The organism is Algoriphagus antarcticus (genome assembly GCF_002150685.1).
Lineage (GTDB): Bacteria > Bacteroidota > Bacteroidia > Cytophagales > Cyclobacteriaceae > Algoriphagus > Algoriphagus antarcticus.
In genome coordinates, this window is sequence record NZ_MSSW01000053.1 from 81,005 (window position 1) to 99,290 (window position 18,286).

Genomic DNA, 18,286 nt, shown 5'->3' on the forward strand with positions numbered 1-18,286 from the left:
AAGTTAATAGTATTAGATTCGGAAGTCAATACCCACTATTATTGCAGTGGTAAAAAGAATAGTTATTTAGATAGATTCCAAATTAATAGATCCCTACCCGAAATGGACACTTCCCGTGTCTTTGTCTGTTAAATTTGCAGTCCAAGCTTAAGCATGATGCAAATCAAATTTAGAGCACTCAGTTTATCACATAAAAATGCACCAGTTCAAATCCGAGAAATTATTTCTCTGGATGAGAAAGCTGTGCATGGTATCTTACTGAAAATCAAAGACTTTTTTGGCCTAAATGACGCATTGATACTTTCTACCTGTAACAGAACAGAAGTATATTATAGGTACCATCAGGATATTAGCACTGAGATAATTAAGTTGATCGGTCTTGAAAAAGGACTGATTGACATCGTTAACTACCTTGAGTATTTTGAGATTGTGAATGACGACAGAGCTGCAATCAGGCATTTGTTCAGAGTCTCTATGGGATTAGAAGCTCAGGTGGTGGGTGATATCCAGATTTCCAATCAGATAAAAAGAGCTTATCAGGCTTCTGCGGATCTGAATATGACTGGTCCATTCCTTCATAGGTTGATGCATACGGTATTTTTCACCAATAAACGCATCGTTCAGGAAACTGCTTTCAGAGATGGTGCAGCTTCTCTCTCCTATGCGGCGATAGAATTGATAGAAAGCTTAACATCGAATACGTTCGAGCCGAGAATACTATTGATTGGAGTTGGTGAGATAGGTGAAGATGTAGCCAAAAATATGGTTCACCTACCTACCTCGAAAGTCAAAATCACAAACAGAACTCAGTCTAAAGCAGAACCTATAGCCGCAGCAATGGGCTTTGAAGTGGTTCCTTTTGAGAATTGCTTGGCAGCAATGGAAGAAGCAGACGTGATCGTTTGTTCTATTCAGCGCTCTGAACCATTTATCACGAAGGAAATGGTGAAGAAATTTCAAATCAACAGCTATAAATTGCTAGTAGATCTCTCCGTGCCACGTAGCATCGAAACTTCCGTGGAGGATGTTCCTGGAGTAGTATTATATAATGTAGATAACATTCGCAGTAAAGCTTCCGAAACATTGGAAAAAAGACTGGCGTCCATTCCGAAGGTGGAAGAAATAATTGAGGAGAGCATCAAGGATTTTTTCGACTGGAAAAAAGAAATGATTGCTTCGCCAACTATCAACAAACTCAAGCAATCCTTAGAACAAATCCGCCAGGAAGAGATGGCGAGATTTATGAAAAATACTGACTCGAAGGAATATGCAGTGATCGACAAAATCACCAAGAGTATGATGCAGAAAATCCTCAAAGTTCCAGTGGTACAACTTCGAGCTGCATGTCAGCGTGATCAAGCAGAGGAAATGATTCAAATTATTTCAGACCTATTTGATCTGGAGAAAGTTAAAACTGAGTAGCTAGCGCTACACACTTTATTATAAATGACCAAAGGATTAAATCAAACCTTTGGTCATTTTACCTTTAGCACCTTTCCGAATAACCTATATCTTAATGAATAAAAACTTTACGCTACTTATAAGTCTCATTTCCACTTTTTTAATTTCTGAATCTGCCCACTCTCAATCATGGGAAGTCTATGACACCAAGATTCAGCTTCAATCTCGACTGATCTACGATGAAATTGACCTACTCAGTGAGACCGTGAGAATAGGAAAAACAGGTAAGGAGCTTTCGCTATTATCAAGCGATCTGAGACCTGCTGTTGCACTGGTTGGGACAGAAATCTATCAATACCTAGAGCCATGGATCCTTGTAAAAGGCCCAAATGGAATCGGTGCATTTCATGAATATGGACAGCAGGTATTGCCTTTGGAATACGAAAAGATCCAGACCTACTTCAATATGCTTTTGGCAAGCAAAGGAAATGAGTACTGGCTATTTCAACGAGGAAGAAATAAAACAACCTACTTGGGTGAACTGGATGAAGCTAAGATCACAAATACAGGACTAATCATCATCCGCAAAGGGAATGAGTATTCTTTGCCGCTTTCTCCCAATCCTGATAAAACTTTCGAACTCCTTTCGGATAATGATGGAGAGTTTGTTTTGGCAAAAGAAGCAAGTGGTTTTGGGTTGATCAATAGGGAAGGTGATTATGTCTTGGACCCCATCATTGAGATGCTACAGCATACCCACGGTAATTTCTATTATGGATATAACCAAAATCAGTACTTGCTTATCGAAGGAAATGATATCAAATCAAATATCCGCTACAATTCATTCCATAAGATCACTTTTGAGAATGACATCATGCTGGAATATATACATGGTAAACTTCGTCGTGTAATGGAAGGCGATGGTATTTTACTTGATGATGTAGGGATGACCGCTGTCAATAAAATCGGCAAAGACTTATACAATGTTCATTTTCGAGATGCCAGAATTGGTCTTTTGGGAAAAAAGGGATGGTTAGTACAACCTATGCTTGAGGTAGATGAGATCAAATTTGGCAACGAAGGCCTTTACCCTGCCAAATCAAAAGGTGCTTTTGGTTTTGTGAATTCTGCTGGAACTTGGGTGATTAAGCCTCAGTATGCAGAGACAACCTTGTTTTCAGAAAAAATCGCGGCTTATAAAACAGGCCTTAGCTGGGGCTTAATCAGTTCAGCTGGTGAGCTCGTTTCTGATCCAATTTGGGAAGAAATAAAGCCATTCGATAAAGGCTTAGCTATTGCAAAAGCAAATGGTAAATATTTCCTTTTGAATACCTATGGCGCACCTCTCAATACCGAAGGCTTTGATGACATTTATCGAACTGTCGATGGTTATTTCATGGTAGAAAAATCTGGCAAAACCGGTCTTCTTAATAGTGAGGGAAGTGAAGTTATCCCTACAGAATTTGAGTGGCTTCGAAGAGAAAGAAAAAATTTTGTTATTGTTCAAAAGGAAGGGCTGACAGGTGTAATCAGCGAGGCAGGCGAAATTATTCTTCCTTTGGCTTATGAAAAAATTCTTGTTGATTGGGTAAATGAGCAGATTTTCACAAAAACGAACTATGTTCCTACGGTAATTCAAACTGTAGAAGAACCAAGTAAGAAAAACAAAAAAGGGGCCTGAGCCCCTTTTCTTATTTCTTCTCGTTCTTGCCTTTACCCGAATCTTTCGATTCGTCTGAGTTAGCAATCGATTCCCGCATCGAAGTGTCGGATTGGATATTTTCCATTCTATAGTAATCCATGATACCAAGCTTACCCGTTCTGAATGCTTCTGCGATAGCCTTTGGGATCTCCGCTTCAGCTTCTATCACTTTAGCTCTCATTTCCACATTTCTAGCTTTCATCTCTTGTTCTAGAGCTACAGCCATCGCACGTCTTTCTTCCGCTCTTGCTTCAGCTACTTTTAGATCAGCAGAAGCTTGATCGATTTGTAGTTTTGCACCGATGTTTGTTCCCACATCAATGTCCGCTATATCAATCGAAAGAATCTCGAAAGCTGTTCCTGCATCCAACCCTCTCTGAAGTACCAGCTTCGATATTTTGTCTGGGTTTTCAAGTACACTTTTATGTGTAGCTGCAGAACCTATTGATGTTACAATTCCCTCACCTACTCTGGCAAGGATAGTTTCTTCGCCAGCTCCACCGACTAATTGCGCAATATTCGCCCGTACGGTTACTCTAGCTTTTGCAATCAATTGAATACCATCCGCAGCAACTGCAGCTACATTTGGCGTGTTGATCACTTTTGGATTTACCGAAATCTGAACTGCTTCAAACACGTCTCTACCAGCCAAATCAATAGCTGTCGCTTGTTTGAATGTCAGGTTAATGTTTGCTTTATCAGCAGAAATCAAAGCTCTGATCACGTTTGGAATATTACCTCCAGCCATGTAATGTGTCTCCAGGTCATTTGTTGTCATTTGAAGTCCAGCTTTTGTCGCTGTGATCAGGGAGTTCACTATAATACTTGGTGGCACCTTTCGGATTCTCATCCCAATAAGTTCTCCTATTCCAACTTTCACATTTGAAAATTGAGCAGTGATCCAGAGATTGACTGGAACAAAGTACAAGAAGACGAAAAGAAGGACAATTCCTGCGACCGCGGCCACTAGGATGAACATTGAACTGTTCGGATCTAAATTCTCCATATTATTTGACTAAAATTTTATTGTTTTCAATTTTGATAATGGTGACATCAGTTTCAACAGGAATAAAACCATTTTCTGATTTCACCTCATAAACTACATCGTCAAAGCTAGCTTTTCCAATTGGTTTAAGATCAGAGATGGTTCTGCCGGGCATTCCTATCTGCAAAGCATCAGTCCGGCCATCAAAGGCTCCTCCTTGCATTGCCGATTTGAGAGAAAAGCGATTCCAAACGCCAGAGTTAAATCCATAAACAATAGCGGCAAGATTTAAGATTACCGCAATTGAAGTTATCCACCAGGCAATCCCAGCGTCAAAGCTCAGAAAAGCATAGACTATTCCGGCCAAACTCACAGCAAGTCCAAAGATCCCAACGACTGTAGTTCCGGGTACGAAAAGCACCTCAGCGAGCAAAAGGATAAGACCTATGAGTAGAAGACTAGATAGTACTAGGATTGTCATTGACTTTTCAGAAAAAGAATAGATGTCTAAAATACGAGTTTCCTCGTTACCCCTCGTCAATTACAACTAAAAAAAGCCCGGATATTTCCGGGCTTGTTGATTAGTAGGCTTTTGCAAAAAGAACTCTGCCTTTAGAAGGCTTGCCTGAATACACACATACTCCGGCTTCGTCCTTTCTATCTAAGGGAATACACCTGATTGTTGCTTTGGTGAGATCTTTGACTTTTTCTTCGGTCTCTGCAGTTCCATCCCAGTGAGCTGATAAAAACCCGCCTTTATCTTCTAAAACTTTCTTAAACTCATCCCAAGAATTCACTTCTGTGGTCATTTCACTTTTAAAGTTTAATGCCTTAGAATAAATACTCTTCTGGATTTCATCAAGCATACCAGATATTTTCTCTGAAATCGGCTGCGAAGTCAATTCAAACTGCTCTTTGGTCAAGGTATCTCTTCTTGCAATTTCAATCGTGCCATTTTCCAAATCTCTTGGACCGATGGCAATTCTCAGCGGAACGCCTTTCAACTCATGCTCTGCAAATTTCCATCCTGGCTTATATGTATCTCGGTTGTCAAATTTCACTGAAACCCCAACTTTGCGAAGATCAGCCATGATCTCATTTGCTTTCTCTGTAATGGCATCTAGCTCCTCGTCTTTTCTATAGATCGGAATAATGACTACTTGTATTGGTGCTAACTTCGGAGGCAATACCAAACCGTTATCGTCTGAATGAGCCATAATCAATGCGCCCATCAAGCGAGTGCTCACACCCCAAGAAGTACCCCAAACATATTCAAGTCCACCTTCTTTAGTAGCAAATTTCACATCAAAAGCTTTGGCGAAATTTTGCCCTAAAAAGTGAGAAGTTCCAGCCTGTAGAGCTTTGCCATCCTGCATCATCGCTTCAATACACAAAGTATCGTCCGCTCCGGCAAAACGCTCACTTTCAGTTTTTCTACCTCTTACTACTGGCAAAGCCATGAAATTTTCGGAAAACTGCGCATAGACATTCATCATTCGGTTTGTCTCTTCTTCAGCTTCCTTTTTTGTAGCATGAGCTGTGTGCCCTTCCTGCCAAAGGAATTCTGTAGTACGAAGAAATAATCTGGTTCTCATCTCCCAGCGAACAACATTTGCCCACTGATTCACCAAAAGTGGAAGATCTCTATATGACTGAACCCAATTTTTGTAGGTACTCCAAATCACCGTCTCTGAAGTAGGTCGAACAATTAGCTCTTCTTCCAGTTTTGCATCTGGATCTACTATGATTCCACTACCATCCTCAGCATTTTTGAGCCTATAATGAGTGACTACGGCACATTCCTTAGCAAAACCTGCTACATGGCTAGCTTCCTTACTTAGGTAAGATTTTGGGATAAAAAGAGGGAAATAAGCGTTAGAATGACCAGTTTCTTTAAACATCCGATCAAGTTCCGCTTGCATCTTTTCCCATATAGAATAGCCATAAGGTTTGATGACCATACATCCCCTGACAGCTGAATTCTCTGCCAAATCGGCTTTTTTCACTAACTCATTGTACCAAAGCGAATAATCCTCGCTCCTCTTAGGTAGTCCTTTACTCATTGTAATTGGTTGGGATACAGATTATCATTATTTTTGCTAACTTATGCGGGGCAAATATAAAGCAAAAAGAATAACCCTTTACCCTTGCTACCGTATAAGAAAGTAACAATTAAACTTCTACTATGAAGAACCCTGCAATTATAACGTCATCATTTATTCTTGGATCACTGATCTTAGTTTCCTGTAGTACTAACAAATTAGCTACAACAGGTGCTAATGATAATCTGTATTTCATGGCCTCAGATGCTAAAGTCGCAACTGAGTACGCTGTACAAAACAATAATCCAGAGCAATTTCAAACACTATCATCCAACTCTACAGAGTCTATTCCACAAGAAAGTTTTAGCTCTAGAAATGTGAATCCAGACTACATAGCCAGATATCAGGCTGAAGAAAACACTTCGCAGGATGATGTAGTGTACTTTGATGAAGCTGCTGAAGAAGAGAGTAATCCCGATATCAACTCTTACGACAATTATAGAGTAGGAAACTCAGGCAATAATTCCAATTTTAATAGTTCCATGGCATTCAATATGGGAATGATGTATGGAATGAATTCATTTGCAATGAGTCCGTTCGGAATGAATTCATTTGCAATGAGTCCGTTCGGAATGGGTGGATTTTATGATCCTTTCTGGGGATCTGGATTCGGATTTAGACCTGGTTTCAGTATGAATCTTGGATTTGGTTTTGGTAACCCATTCTTCAGACCTATGTTTGGAATGCCAATGTTTGGCATGGGTGGTTTTGGATATGGTGGTTTCCATGATCCTTGGGGTTCTATGTTTGGCATGGGTGGCTTTGGCTATCCAGGATTTGGCTATTCTCCTATGTTCTCACGCAATCCTATTTATGTTCTTCCTGGTGGAGAGTATGGAGATCGCCGAGTTGTAAGAGGTGCGAGGGGAACAAGAGGTTCTACTCTTGGTGCTTCTAGAAGCGGAAATGTTTCTAATTCTGCACTTCAACCAAGTACTGCCAGAGCACAAGCAAGAAGAGACGTTTTGAACAATCGCTCTAATAGTACCGGTAGAAGAGTGGTATCCAACTCTGATAATTCAAGAGCATCAGCTAGGGATTTCAGTTCTTCTCAAAATGATTTTTACAATTCTAGAGCTAGAACAGGAAGTACTAGAAATGTAAGTTCTGCGGCTATGGACAGACCAGTATCAAGAACTAGAAGTGCAATGCCTTCTGCTAGACCTAGTGTCGGTACAACAAATTCAAGATCAATCGATTCTGGAAGAGGTGGTACAGTAAGAAATTCATATCCTTCTAACAGTAGATCAGCAAGCCCTTCTTATAATAGAAGCAACGTTCCAAGCAGAACATCTTCGCCTTCATACAATAGAGGTGGAACGAATACAAGAACAGTGTCTCCCATGAGGATGACTACTCCTACTAGAAGTAACACACCCACATTCAGCACCCCAAGTAGAAGTTCTGGTGGTGGCGGCTCTACAGGAGGAGCTTCCAGAGGCACTTCAACGCCAAGCAGAGGTGGAAGAGGAAATTAAAATTCCATTTCATAATCATTAAAATAAGGCAGTGTGATCACTGCCTTATTTGTTGATGCCTATTGAGTAGAATCAGCCCAATAGATTTAAGAAGATGAAAATTTTCGAGAAAAGAATAATGAGATAGAGTAACATAATCATCAGCTCAGTACGTTTATTTATTACACCCAAATCAAATCTAAATGAGAATATCCATTCTGGTTTTATCACTATGTTTGATATCCGCTTCCACGCTATTTGCGCAAAGTGGATACTATGAAGATGCTTTTCGATTCAGTCAAGTAAAACCTGCTGGTTCAGCCCGAATAATGGGGGTAGGTGGCACGCAATGGTCATTAGGAGGTGATGTGTCTAATATTGCTGGAAATCCAGCCGGACTAGGTTTCTTCAGATCATCTGAGGCAAGTGCTACCATTGGCTATACTGACTGGGGAGTAGAGACAGATTACCTGGGGCAAAGCAAAAGCTATAACACGACAAACTTCTCTTTGCCGAATGTCAGTTTTGTAATGGCAAACCCTAAAGGTGAATTTGATAGAGGAGCTTTCAAAGGAGGTTCATTTGGAATTAGTATTCAGAGAATTGCCAATTTCAACACCGAATATGGTTATTTCTCGGATCAGCCAGGAGAAACATCAATAATTGATTTCTACGTTCAAGACGCAAATGGCTTGCCGGTAGAACAGCTTTCAGGTTTAACTAATCTGGCTTATCAAACATACCAGATTAATCCTGCATACAACTCAAATGGCCAACCCATTTCAGGTGAATATTTACCTATAAACAGTTTAGATTTCGCCGCTCAGCAAGATGAGAATATTAAACATGAAGGTAGCTCTAGCCAAATAAATTTCGCTTATGGAGCAAATTTCAATTATAAACTATTTATTGGCGGATCGGTAGGGATAAGAACACTAAACTTTTCATCAACTAAGGTGTATAATGAATTTTTTGAAACAGATGCTCCTTTATTGAATTCTTCTCTGAATGAGCGCTTAGTAATTAATGGTGGTGGTGTAAACTTGAATTTAGGCCTGATTTACAAGCCAATTGACTACTTGAACTTAGGCTTAACATTCCAGTCGCCTACTTGGTATGCTTTAAATGATGAATATTCAGCAGATATTTATTCTAACTATAGCGGATACGTATACAACCCTACAAAAGATATCGAAGAAGTTTTAGGAGAATATCAGGAATTCACAGATGTATTCATTAGTTCTTACAACCTAAACACCCCCTTAAAAATAGGTGGTGGAGCTACAGTATTCTTAGGCAAAAATGGATTCCTCTCAGCTGATGTAGATTGGGTCGATTACAGCGCAGCCAGAATTAATTCCAGAGATTTTGATGAAGGTCCAGATAATTTAGAAATTCAAAATCTATACACGAGTACCATCAATTTTCGATTTGGAGCCGAGTATAAATTGAACAACTTCAGGTTTAGAGGAGGTTATGGCTATTATGGGGACCCAATTGCAGATTCAGACTATGACAGAAGCATTCAGCAAATCAGCGGTGGCCTTGGGATGAAAATCAACAAATTCTCAATAGACTTCGCTTTGGTGAATCAAAAGTTCAATACACTTTATCGAAGCTATCAAGTACTGGATGTTCAGAATAACAACATTGGCCCAGTAACCGAAATCAAAAATAACCTGCTAAATGGAGTTCTTACTCTAGGTCTTAGTTTTTAAGAAGGTGAATTAATTCCGATACCAATAGCTCAGCGGAGAAATCTTCACCGCTGAGTTTTATCTTTGATTGGCTATAGAAGTAATCTCGCTCCACAAGCAAACTTTTCAGTTTAAAGGTAATTTCACCCTGATCAAGCCCAGAAAACATAGGTCTATTATGAGCTTTAGACAATCCCAATCGGATAGAAATCTCCTCTAATGGCACATCCAAATACACCGAAACGGCTTTCTCATTGATCATATCCATGTTGTCATTGAAGCACGGACAGCCGCCACCAGATGCCAGAACATAGGAATCTTCTCTATTCAAAAAATCTTGAAGAACTTCTGTTTCCCAATCACGGAACTTTCCTTCACCGTGTTTTGTGAAAATATCAGAAATTTTCATGTGAAAACGATCTTCAATCTCATGATCTAAATCGAAGTAGGGAAATTCCAGAACCGATGCTAATTGTCTCCCAAATGTACTTTTGCCTGAACCGGGCAATCCTACTAATACAATTTTCAAATTCTTACCCATCCCCTATTTTATGTATAGATCCAGAACCTCACCAGCTTCGGGGGTATTATTATGATGATATTTTGCAAGCACTTCACCATCCTTCAGCACTAGGATTCCAGGATTAGCACGGATTATGGTTTTGACTACGGTAGCATCTGCTTGTAGTGAAAGCACATCCCATCCTCTTGATTTGGTGAAGTCCTGAATTTCTATCTGAGATGCTGCAGCTACAAAAATTGGTTGAACTGGAGAACCTGTAAGTGAATTAACCAATTGATCAATTCGATCAAGGTTTGATTCACTAATTTTCGCCATGCTACTGACTAAGATTAGTACTTTATTTCCTGTGAAAACCTCTTCAGAATAATCTCCATCTTCATTCCAAACAGCGAAATCGGAAATCTTGGGTAATGCATCAGGATTTTTTAAATTCATTTCTACAAACTCCAGACTTTCATCGGACGGATATTGATCAAAAGTCACAAGTTCACCATTCTTTTTCATCACATAGGAATACTGCAACTGAGCGGATGGCTGCATATTTTTAGGAATATTGACACCCACTTTATACGCTCTAAAATCAATAAATGGAAGATTTCGAATTGCAACTATGGCCAAAAGAAAAGATAAAAATAAGGCAACAAATGTGACTCCTCTTGCCCACTTAGGAGATGTCTTTGGTAACTCCATTTGAAACAGAAAGAGTATCGATATCAAAACCAATAGAATCAAATCTTTATAAAATGATTCCCAAGGTGTTAATTTGATCGCATCACCAAAGCATCCGCAATCCGTCACTTTATTGAAATATGCAGAGTAAAAAGTGAGAAACGTGAAAAACAAGATCATCAAGGCCAAAGCCCAAACAGTAAATCTGCTTTTCACTCCCAAAATCAACATCAACCCAAGGACCACTTCTACAACCACCAAAAACACCCCAAGCTCCAATGCAAATGGCTTAAGGTAAATGAAGAAACCTGCAATGTCATTTGAAAACACATCAAAATATTCCTCCAATTTAATCGCCGTTCCTACAGGATCATTGACCTTAATCAACCCAGAAAAAATAAAAAGGCCTCCGACTATGAATCGAATCACCCACAAAAATCCTTGTTTAAACATGATAGCGTAATTTAATTAAACAAAACACAGCATAATTGATCATATCCTGATAGTTAGCCTCAATACCCTCGGACACCAGAGTATGACCTTTATTATCTTCTATCTGCTTAGTGCGAAGCAATTTCATCAATATAATATCTGTCATCGAACTCACGCGCATCTCCCGCCAAGCTTCTCCATAATCGTGATTTTTATTTTCCAAAAGACCTCGTGTTTCATCCACCCAGTGATCATAAGCTGACTCCAGTTCTTCAAATGGAATTTCCATCCGATCGTCTTTCGAATAGCTTATTTGAAGCAAAGCAATCAGGCAATAGTTAATAATTCCTACGAAATCATCTTCAATCGGGTCATTCACTTTTTGATTTCCCTTTTCCTGAATCGAACGAATGCGCTGTGCTTTGATGAAAATTTGATCTGTAATCGATGGCAAGCGAAAAATCCTCCATGCTGTACCATAATCTATAGTCTTCTTACGAAATAGTTCTTTACAACGGCTGATAACTTCCTTATATTCGGCACTCGTTTGCGTCTCCAAAGTCTCTTAATTTAATGTTTCCTCTTCCGGGCAAGTCTTCTAAAATCGAAGATAAATCATTTCCCCAAAAAAACACCCTTCAAATCGATGGACGGCTAATCAGCTGGGACAGACCTCAGCTGATGGGAATTGTAAATTTGACTCCAGATTCATTTTTTGAAGGAAGTAGAGCCGAGAAATCAATCGATAAAGTAGCAGCTTTAGTCGACTCTCACATTTCTAATGGTGCTAGCATCCTGGACCTTGGAGGATACAGCTCCAGACCAGGTGCCGCCGAGGTAAGTCTTCAAGAAGAAATTGATAGAGTCATTCCGGCTGTAAAGTGGATTACGGATAATTTCCCCAATACATTAATTTCTGTGGATACTTTTAGGGCAAAAGTGGCTAAAGAGGCAATACTTTCTGGCGCCCACATCGTAAATGATATTTCGGCGGGGGATCTGGATGAGGAAATGATCCAAACAGTAGCAAAGCTCCAAGTGCCCTATATAGCTATGCATATGCGAGGAAATCCTCAAAACATGCAGAAAAAAACGAATTATTCAGATATTCTGGTAGAAATATTGTATTATTTCTCTGAAAAACTGGAACAATTCAGAAAGTTTGGCATCAAAGATGTAATAATTGATCCTGGGTTTGGATTTGCTAAGACCCTAGAACAAAATTACTTTCTACTGCGAAACCTTCATCATTTTCAAGCGCTTTCATTGCCACTGCTAGTAGGTATTTCGAGAAAATCGATGATATCAAAAGCCTTGGACGTGGATGCCGAAAAAGCGCTGAATGGTACAACAGCTTTGAATATGTTTGCTTTATGTCATGGGGCAAACATCCTGCGAGTTCATGACGTTAAAGAAGCTAACGAAACATTTAAATTATACAATACTTTATACCCTTGACCTTACTTTTCAAAATAGGATTTTTAGACATATCCATCGTCAATATCATAGATATTGCGTTGGTTGCCGCCCTATTGTATCAAGTTTATAAACTGCTAAAAGGCAGTGTTGCAATCAAAATCTTTCTTGGTTTCCTCTCTATCTACTTAATCTATCTCTTAGTTCGGGCGCTTAGAATGGAGCTCTTGTCTGCCATTTTGGGACAGTTTATGGGAGTGGGTGTGATCGCTGCCATCATTATTTTCGCACCTGAAATCAGAAAATTTCTCCTTCTTATAGGCCGGTCTTCCCTCCTTTCTGATGATAATATCTGGAGAGACATGCTTTTCTTCTGGAGAAAAAAAGACAATGCTATTTTCAATATCAGTCCTATCATAGATGCCTCAAAAACACTTGCCGGTAGCAATACCGGAGCTTTGATGGTGATATCAAAAAGCACAGAATTAAAATTCTATGCCGAAAGCGGTGATATTCTCGATGCGGAATTATCTAAAAGATTGCTTATTTCCATTTTTAACAAATACAGCCCACTCCACGATGGTGCTGTAATCATCCACAATGGCAAAATCAAAGCCGCACGCTGTATCTTACCGGTTACTGAGCGTGAAGTCCCGGCACAATTCGGCCTTCGCCACCGTGCTGCAATAGGGATGTCAGAGACAACTGATGCTATCGTGTTGATCGTATCGGAGGAAACAGGTCAATTATCCATGTCAAAAAATGGCAAAATCCTCCACAATATGTCTTTTCAAGAAATACGAGAGTTAATCAATGATTATCTGAATAACCTTGACGTGGATACTCGCTTCGAAGATCTCGAAGAATACGAATTGAAAAAGCGAAGGAAGCTCGCAATGACAAGTAAGTCAGCAACATAAAAAAAACGGCAAGCTCTCACTTGCCGTTTTTTTTATCTCACGAAATTGACTTTTGGAAAGTATTTAACTGGCAAGTCCTTAATTATCCGAATATGCCCCAGTCAATATAATACCAGGACTGACATCTCCTGAACTCATCATATATTTATCAACCCATCCATTAAGTGTCAGCCCTAAATAATAAACGGCAGTCCAAGTGAGCTGAAAATTGACCAGATCCCTCCCCAATTCACTTACTCCAGCTAACTTATCTTTCCGACTCATCCAAAGAACTATTGGCAATACCACTCCAAACAAAGGAATAGGCAAAAAAGCTAACCCTGACAAATTCATACCTAATAAATATCCTTTTTCTTCCGTATGAGTCCAATCAAGCACTTCATCAGGGCTCAGCCCAAAATCTGGAGTAATCGTTTGACTGTATCCATGCATGGAATTGCTTCAGCATTTTCCATTCGTCGAACAGTCCAAAGCTCACTCCAGCAGATTCTGCCAATTCATCCTGCAAAAAACCATTTTTTAATCGAAGTGCCTTTAACTTAACACCAATTGCTTTGCTAGCCATTTTCTTGTTCATTTTGTTAAATCCAAAAATAGATTTGCTCTACGAAATTCTTTGCGACTAGCAAAAGTCATTTTTACGTCATTGATGCCATCCTGTAATATCCCCCTTTAAATACCGTTTATAAGTCTATTAGCCCTAAGAAAAATTTCATCTGGGATTTGGCTCATAAAAAAGGAAAGTTATCATTTCTATCAAATGAAGGCAGGGAAGACAGCCTTCAAATTAAATGTGATTAGTTAATTCGGAGCATTTAACATGGATTAATCTTTGCTCGGCTGCAGTCCTTGATCATCAGCAAAATTTCAAAAAATTAAGTATTTTATTTACCAATGAAAAAACCCCCTTTCCTACAACTTGCCTTCTTTTTCATACTTTTTTCGGCAGGTGCTCTTGCAACTCAAGCCTATATGCCCGATTTGAAAAAGCAAATAACAGACACGTATGCTACCTTAAAAAGCAATCCAGAACCTGCAATACATGTTGAGACACCCCAACCTATAAAGCTTGAATTACCCGCTCCTAGAATTATTCTTCCTATTCCTGAAGGGATAATCACTAAAGAATATGACAAACACCTGTATGCAGGAGAAAATAATGGATTTGGTCTAATTGAGGACGAGAGCCATTTTAAAAAACTTATTGAAGAGCAAAAGTTAGAGCTTGTAAATCATGGAGCTGGATACGAAGTAATGGCACTAACGCATAGCCATCCTTACATTACTCCATACTCTAAAATAGTGCTTGAGGGACTAGGGCAAGCTTTTCAAACGCAAACGGATAAGGATAGTTTTTTCACAATTACATCAGTTACTCGAACACCCGAGCAGCAAACTAGCCTTAAAAGAAGAAATAGAAATGCAACTTCTGGTATCAGCTCTCATTCTTATGGGGTCTCTTTTGATATATCCTACATTAGATTTAACGGAAAGAAAGGTTCTAACAGAGCCGCACAGAAAAAGCTAGAAATGATTCTAAATGAATTTCAAGAATCCGACAAAATTTTCTTCATCAAAGAAAGAAAACAGAGTTGTTACCACATCACAGTCAGATAATTGTTTTTGAGAGGCGAAAAGCCTGTAAAGTCTCAATGATCAATATTCAAACTCCATATCCAAGGAGGAAACAACTGCGACCTTTGTGCCTCCTTCGTGCGCTTGTGGCCAAAAAAACCCGTCTTATACAATCATCCTATAGAATCTGGAAGGTATTTTTCTGCCAGCGAAGTGATTAGAGCAGGTTTGAGGATGGTAGATGAAATAGAGCAAAAAATTCATTTGCTAGGCGAAGTAATAGAAGCTGGCGAACAAAGTGGATATGTTAAGAATTTTGACCCAGTGAAACATTTGACTCAATTGAATGAGAAATTCGTCAAATGAAATTGGTTTATGAATTAAGTAAGCTGGCGATAAATGATTTAGAATCCATCTGGAATTACACACCTGAAAAGTGGTCGGTTGAACAAGCTAATAGTTACTATCGCTTAATTTTTGAAATTATTGATTCAATCTGTATTGATCCACAAATTGGAAAATCAATTATGGTGGTTAAAAAAAACAGATCTAATTAGCGAAATCACATCTAGTGCTTACTAAAATTGAATTAAATATAATATTAATTGACAGGATCTTACATCAAAAAATGGATATAGAAAACCAATTATCGGAATAAATCCTGAGCAAGTTCGGCTTCTGGCGAAGCAGGACATAACCGACCTTTGCGCCTCCTTCGCGAGCTTTGTGGCTAAAAAAAAATCATAAAAAACCGGGAATCTAGTGTAGAAACCCGGCTTAGCTTCGGCCTTCCGTCTTTCGGCCAATAAAAGAACGAAAATGAGCTATATGGGAAAAGTTCGGATAATCATATTAGTCTATTACTCCCAACTCTTTTCCAACTTCAGTGAACGCCGTAATCGCCTGATCCAGCTGTGCCCGGTCATGACCAGCTGAGATCTGAACACGGATTCTAGCTTGACCTTTTGGAACTACAGGAAAATAGAAGCCAATTACGTAAATCCCTTTCTCTAGCACTTTCTCCGCCATTTTCTGCGATAGAACCGCATCATATAGCATTATCGGTACGATAGCATGCTCCCCCGGCTTGATATCAAATCCAGCAGCAGTCATTTTCTCACGGAAATATTTTGTATTTTCTTCCAGCTTATCTCTCAACTCGGTCGTCTCAGACAAGAGATCAAAAACTGCGATCGACGCACCTGTAATAGATGGAGCCAATGTATTGGAGAATAAATACGGTCTAGAACGCTGACGAAGCAATTCAACAATTTCTTTTCTTCCTGAAGTAAAACCTCCAGAAGCACCACCCAAAGCTTTTCCGAGTGTACCGGTAATGATGTCAATTTTTCCCATCACTCCACAATGCTCATGAACGCCGCGGCCAGTTTTCCCCATGAATCCAGTAGAGTGACACTCATCTGTCATTACTAATGCCTCATATTTTTCTGCCAGTTCCACGATTTTATCCAGCTGGGCTATCGTTCCATCCATGGAAAACACTCCATCAGTCACGATGATTTTCTGCTTTGCTCCTTTTGCCACAGCATCCTTGAGCTGCACTTCCAGATCCTCCATATTATTATGCTCATATCGGAAACGCATGGCTTTGCAAAGACGCACGCCATCGATGATAGATGCATGGTTCAAAGCATCGGATATTATCGCATCTTCAGCTCCTAAAATCGGCTCAAACAGACCACCGTTTGCATCAAAAGCCGCTGCGTAAAGAATGGTGTCCTCTGTGCCTAGAAACTCAGAAATCTTCCTTTCCAATTCCTTGTGAATATCCTGCGTTCCGCAAATAAACCTTACTGAAGACATTCCAAAGCCATGAGAGTCAATCGATGCTTTGGCTGCTTCGATTACTTTTGGGTGTGAGGAAAGACCTAGGTAGTTGTTGGCGCAAAAATTCAATACTTTCTGTCCACCGGCAATGGTAATTTCTGCTGACTGCGGAGAAGTGATGACACGTTCTTTTTTGAAAAGTCCGGCATCTTCGATTCCTTTTAATTCCTCTTGTAATTTGGGTCTGAATTGATCGTACATGATAACTTGTTGATTTTATGTTGTTCAAAAACGTCTGGTTCCTTTAGTCAAAAATTCGACTCAGAGAGCTGTTTTTTTGTACTTTTGCGACTGCAAACCCAAATATAAACAAAAACCTAGAGCTCTTCTTTAGGTAGATTTTGAAAGAAACATCGATGGAAAAAATCCTAGTAATAGGCGCTGCAGGGCAATTGGGTTCAGAACTCACTAAGTCTCTGGCAGATCAGTTTGGCGCAAACCAAGTAATAGCTACAGATCTTGACAAATCCGCACAATTAAAATTTGAATTTTGTCGATTTCATGTTCTCGACGTGATGGATAAGGTTAGATTGAGAAACTTGGTCAAACAAGAACAAATCACTCAAATTTATCATTTGGCGGCAGTGCTTTCTGCCGTAGGAGAGAAAAAGCCACTTTTCGCTTGGGAGCTCAATATGGAAAGTTTGCTCCATGTCCTTGAGCTGGCCAAAGAATTTAAGCTAAACAAAATTTACTGGCCATCCTCCATTGCCGTTTTTGGACCAAATACGCCAAAAATCAATACTCCTCAGTATTGCGTGAAAGAGCCAAATACGGTTTATGGCATTTCAAAACAAGCGGGCGAAAGATGGTGTGAATACTATTTTCAAAAATTCAATGTGGACGTTCGAAGTCTTCGATATCCTGGATTGATTGGCTACAAGTCTCTTCCTGGTGGTGGCACGACCGATTATGCAGTGGATATTTACCATAAAGCTATAGCTGGTGAGAAGTTCGAGTGCTTCCTTCGAGAAGATACATCTCTACCCATGATGTATATGCCCGATGCTATCAAAGCTACTTTGGATCTGATGAATGCGCCGCGTGAAGAGGTGAAAATCCGCTCTAGTTACAACCTTGCAGCGATGAATTTCAATCCTCTAGAAATCTATCAAAGCATTCATAAGCATATTCCTAAGTTCAAAATCGAATACAATCCTGATTTTCGGCAGGCTATCGCAGACAGCTGGCCGGATAGTATCGATGATTCCTGCGCTAGAAAAGATTGGGGCTGGCAACATGACTACGATCTAGATCGAATGACCAAAGACATTTTGGACAATCTTCCAAACTTCAAATTCTAATATCAATACCCTGTTTGTTCAAGCAGGGTATTTTTTTGAAAGTTTTATTTAGCCACGAAAAGCACGAAGGTTCACAAAGGGGACACAAATATTTAGCTTCAGCCGTTCATGTGACCTGTCTATCGGCAAAAACAATCACCAACGGAGACTTACGAGCTAGAATAACTCCCCCTTGATTCCTAAAGATTATTTGGTGACGAGAGTTTGACAAATGGGCCAAGGGGGATTTTTAACACTGAAATATTTTGTATATAA

Annotated in this window: 19 protein-coding genes; 10 read left to right on the plus strand and 9 right to left on the minus strand. The window is 39.6% G+C overall.

From position 1 onward, the window contains the following. The first annotated feature begins 156 nt into the window (after positions 1-156). Together hemA and BVH04_RS17745 are read left to right on the plus strand one after the other, a co-directional pair. Entirely contained in the window at positions 157-1,422 is a 1,266-nt protein-coding gene (gene hemA, locus BVH04_RS17740; protein ID WP_086542813.1) for a glutamyl-tRNA reductase, read from the plus strand. Between the two features lie 94 nt (positions 1,423-1,516). Next, positions 1,517-3,082 carry a WG repeat-containing protein gene (locus BVH04_RS17745; protein ID WP_086542814.1) on the plus strand — a complete coding sequence of 522 codons (1,566 nt, stop codon included), beginning with the start codon at positions 1,517-1,519 and terminating at the stop codon, positions 3,080-3,082. Between the two features lie 10 nt (positions 3,083-3,092). Here the strand turns inward: BVH04_RS17745 and floA are convergent, their stop codons facing one another. The 3 genes from floA to proS all read right to left on the minus strand — a co-directional run bounded on the left by floA (position 3,093) and on the right by proS (position 6,151). Beyond that, positions 3,093-4,109 (minus strand): flotillin-like protein FloA, encoded by a 1,017-nt coding sequence (gene floA, locus BVH04_RS17750; RefSeq protein ID WP_169714459.1) that lies wholly within the window; start codon positions 4,107-4,109, stop codon positions 3,093-3,095. A 1-nt stretch (position 4,110) separates the two neighbouring features. After that, a complete protein-coding gene (locus BVH04_RS17755) occupies positions 4,111-4,569 on the minus strand; it encodes an NfeD family protein (protein ID WP_086542815.1) in 459 nt (152 codons plus the stop codon). Between the two features lie 100 nt (positions 4,570-4,669). After that, on the minus strand, positions 4,670-6,151 hold the full coding sequence (gene proS / locus BVH04_RS17760) for a proline--tRNA ligase (protein ID WP_086542816.1): 1,482 nt from the start codon (positions 6,149-6,151) through the stop codon (positions 4,670-4,672). 122 nt (positions 6,152-6,273) lie between these two features. Between proS and BVH04_RS17765 the strand changes: the two genes are divergently transcribed. Together BVH04_RS17765 and BVH04_RS17770 are read left to right on the plus strand one after the other, a co-directional pair. Then, complete coding sequence (locus BVH04_RS17765; protein WP_086542817.1) at positions 6,274-7,668, plus strand: hypothetical protein; 1,395 nt, start codon at positions 6,274-6,276, stop codon at positions 7,666-7,668. A 182-nt stretch (positions 7,669-7,850) separates the two neighbouring features. Then, positions 7,851-9,365 (plus strand): OmpP1/FadL family transporter, encoded by a 1,515-nt coding sequence (locus tag BVH04_RS17770; protein ID WP_086542818.1) that lies wholly within the window; start codon positions 7,851-7,853, stop codon positions 9,363-9,365. On the opposite strand, the gene BVH04_RS17775 is transcribed toward BVH04_RS17770, so the two are convergent. Genes BVH04_RS17775 through BVH04_RS17785 form a run of 3 tightly spaced genes read right to left on the minus strand, consistent with a single transcriptional unit; the run spans position 9,355 to position 11,527 of the window. Continuing rightward, complete coding sequence (locus BVH04_RS17775) at positions 9,355-9,885, minus strand: shikimate kinase (protein WP_086542819.1); 531 nt, start codon at positions 9,883-9,885, stop codon at positions 9,355-9,357. The genes BVH04_RS17770 and BVH04_RS17775 overlap by 11 nt on opposite strands. A 3-nt stretch (positions 9,886-9,888) precedes the next feature. Further along, positions 9,889-10,989 carry a BT_3928 family protein gene (locus BVH04_RS17780; RefSeq protein ID WP_086542820.1) on the minus strand — a complete coding sequence of 367 codons (1,101 nt, stop codon included), beginning with the start codon at positions 10,987-10,989 and terminating at the stop codon, positions 9,889-9,891. Then, a complete protein-coding gene (locus BVH04_RS17785; RefSeq protein WP_086542821.1) occupies positions 10,982-11,527 on the minus strand; it encodes a DUF1599 domain-containing protein in 546 nt (181 codons plus the stop codon). The genes BVH04_RS17780 and BVH04_RS17785 overlap by 8 nt, the downstream gene beginning before the upstream one ends. A 14-nt stretch (positions 11,528-11,541) precedes the next feature. Here BVH04_RS17785 and folP point away from each other — a divergent pair, with 14 nt between their 5' ends. Both folP and cdaA read left to right on the plus strand, forming a co-directional pair. Then, positions 11,542-12,426 carry a dihydropteroate synthase gene (gene folP / locus BVH04_RS17790; protein ID WP_086542822.1) on the plus strand — a complete coding sequence of 295 codons (885 nt, stop codon included), beginning with the start codon at positions 11,542-11,544 and terminating at the stop codon, positions 12,424-12,426. Further along, entirely contained in the window at positions 12,423-13,304 is an 882-nt protein-coding gene (gene cdaA / locus BVH04_RS17795) for a diadenylate cyclase CdaA (RefSeq protein WP_086542823.1), read from the plus strand. The genes folP and cdaA overlap by 4 nt, the downstream gene beginning before the upstream one ends. 78 nt (positions 13,305-13,382) lie before the next feature. On the opposite strand, the gene BVH04_RS17800 is transcribed toward cdaA, so the two are convergent. Then, on the minus strand, positions 13,383-13,736 hold the full coding sequence (locus BVH04_RS17800) for a DUF4870 domain-containing protein (protein ID WP_086542824.1): 354 nt from the start codon (positions 13,734-13,736) through the stop codon (positions 13,383-13,385). Further along, positions 13,687-13,869 (minus strand): helix-turn-helix domain-containing protein, encoded by a 183-nt coding sequence (locus BVH04_RS25525; protein ID WP_147303439.1) that lies wholly within the window; start codon positions 13,867-13,869, stop codon positions 13,687-13,689. Before BVH04_RS25525 ends, BVH04_RS17800 begins: the two co-directional genes overlap by 50 nt. Positions 13,870-14,198: 329 nt before the next feature. Here BVH04_RS25525 and BVH04_RS17805 point away from each other — a divergent pair, with 329 nt between their 5' ends. From BVH04_RS17805 to BVH04_RS26700, 3 genes are all read left to right on the plus strand, one after another. After that, positions 14,199-14,921 carry a DUF5715 family protein gene (locus tag BVH04_RS17805; protein ID WP_086542825.1) on the plus strand — a complete coding sequence of 241 codons (723 nt, stop codon included), beginning with the start codon at positions 14,199-14,201 and terminating at the stop codon, positions 14,919-14,921. Positions 14,922-15,023: 102 nt separating this feature from the next. Beyond that, positions 15,024-15,245 carry a type II toxin-antitoxin system ParD family antitoxin gene (locus BVH04_RS17810; RefSeq protein ID WP_240510974.1) on the plus strand — a complete coding sequence of 74 codons (222 nt, stop codon included), beginning with the start codon at positions 15,024-15,026 and terminating at the stop codon, positions 15,243-15,245. After that, the gene (locus tag BVH04_RS26700) at positions 15,242-15,436 is read left to right on the plus strand and encodes a type II toxin-antitoxin system RelE/ParE family toxin (RefSeq protein WP_086542827.1); all 195 of its coding nucleotides are present in this window, start codon (positions 15,242-15,244) and stop codon (positions 15,434-15,436) included. Before BVH04_RS17810 ends, BVH04_RS26700 begins: the two co-directional genes overlap by 4 nt. A gap of 295 nt (positions 15,437-15,731) precedes the next feature. Here the strand turns inward: BVH04_RS26700 and kbl are convergent, their stop codons facing one another. Further along, on the minus strand, positions 15,732-16,928 hold the full coding sequence (gene kbl / locus BVH04_RS17820) for a glycine C-acetyltransferase (protein ID WP_086542828.1): 1,197 nt from the start codon (positions 16,926-16,928) through the stop codon (positions 15,732-15,734). 155 nt (positions 16,929-17,083) lie between these two features. Between kbl and BVH04_RS17825 the strand changes: the two genes are divergently transcribed. Continuing rightward, positions 17,084-18,031 (plus strand): NAD-dependent epimerase/dehydratase family protein, encoded by a 948-nt coding sequence (locus BVH04_RS17825; RefSeq protein ID WP_086542829.1) that lies wholly within the window; start codon positions 17,084-17,086, stop codon positions 18,029-18,031. Positions 18,032-18,286 lie beyond the last annotated feature (255 nt).